At 74.8% G+C, this 1136-nt stretch carries 2 protein-coding genes; both read left to right on the top strand.

The window, feature by feature from the left end; genetic code table 11:
• The coding region (locus ACI6PP_RS23210; RefSeq protein ID WP_421114124.1) for a Holliday junction DNA helicase RuvB C-terminal domain-containing protein at nucleotides 1-461 on the top strand (461 nt) is incomplete at its 5' end.
• Between the two features lie 408 nt (nucleotides 462-869).
• On the top strand, nucleotides 870-1136 hold a 267-nt coding region (yajC, locus tag ACI6PP_RS23205), incomplete at its 3' end, for a preprotein translocase subunit YajC (protein ID WP_421114123.1).

The raw sequence follows: 1136 nt of genomic DNA, 5'->3' as shown, positions 1-1136 counted from the left end.
GCTCGGCGGCCCTGCTCGAGGTCGAGGTCACGCGCGACGGCGGCCACCAGATCGCGTCCCGCTCACGCGGCACGCCCCGCATCGCCAACCGCCTGCTGCGCCGCGTCCGCGACTTCGCCGAGGTCCGCGCCGACGGCGTCGTCGACGAGGCCGTCGCCCGTGCCGCGCTCGACCTGTACGAGGTCGACGCGATCGGGCTGGACCGCCTCGACCGCGCCGTGCTCACCGCCCTGTGCCGCAGCTTCGCCGGCGGCCCGGTGGGGCTGTCGACGCTCGCCGTCGCCGTGGGGGAGGAGCGCGAGACCGTCGAGGAGGTGGCCGAGCCGTTCCTGGTGCGCCAGGGCTTCCTCGCCCGCACGCCCCGTGGCCGCATCGCCACCGCCGCCGCGTGGCGCCACCTCGGCCTCACCCCGCCCCCCACCGCCTCCGGCGCGGGCCCCGAGCAGCTCCCGCTCGACTGACCCCGCTGACGGTTTCCCAGGTTCACCTGGGAGTCCGGCGAGACCACGGAGAACTTCCCGGGGTGTCGTCGGATCTCCGGGTGCAGTGGGACGCGTGGGGCTCGACGGACGGCATCCGGCCCCGGCCCACCGTCGACGCAGAGGCTCGACGGGGCGCCTCGCCCCGCCGGCCCCACCCGTCCCACCTGGCACGGGAATCCGTCCCGGCACCTCGAGAGTTCCCCGTGCCAGGCGCAGATTCCCAGGTATACCTGGGAATCCGTCGACGCCCGCGACGGCACGACCCCTGTTGTAACGAGTTCTGCGTCGCCTGACGCCCGGCCGCGCGACCGCCACGGGGCCCGTCGCCGACGGCCGGTAGGCTGACCGTTCTCGACCACCCGTCACCGACCCCTACGGAGTCCCCCCGTGTCCGCGGACCAGCTCGCCGGCCTGCTGCCCCTCGTCCTGCTCGTCCTCGTCTTCTGGTTCCTGGTGCTGCGGCCCGCCCGCAAGCGCCAGCGCGAGGCCCAGCAGACCCAGCAGAGCCTCGAGCTCGGCGCCCGGGTGATGATCACCAGCGGCATCTTCGGCACCGTCACCGCGCTCGGCGACGAGACGTTCTCGCTCGAGGTCGCGCCCGGCGTGGTGCTCGAGGTGCTGCGTCCGGCGGTGGCCCGGATCCTCACCGACGAG

Source organism: Solicola agrisoli, assembly GCF_049059935.1.
Taxonomy (GTDB): Bacteria; Actinomycetota; Actinomycetes; order Propionibacteriales; family Nocardioidaceae; genus JAURVT01.
The sequence above is the reverse complement of the archived record's forward strand: the minus strand, read 5'-3'. Positions and strand labels throughout refer to the sequence as shown.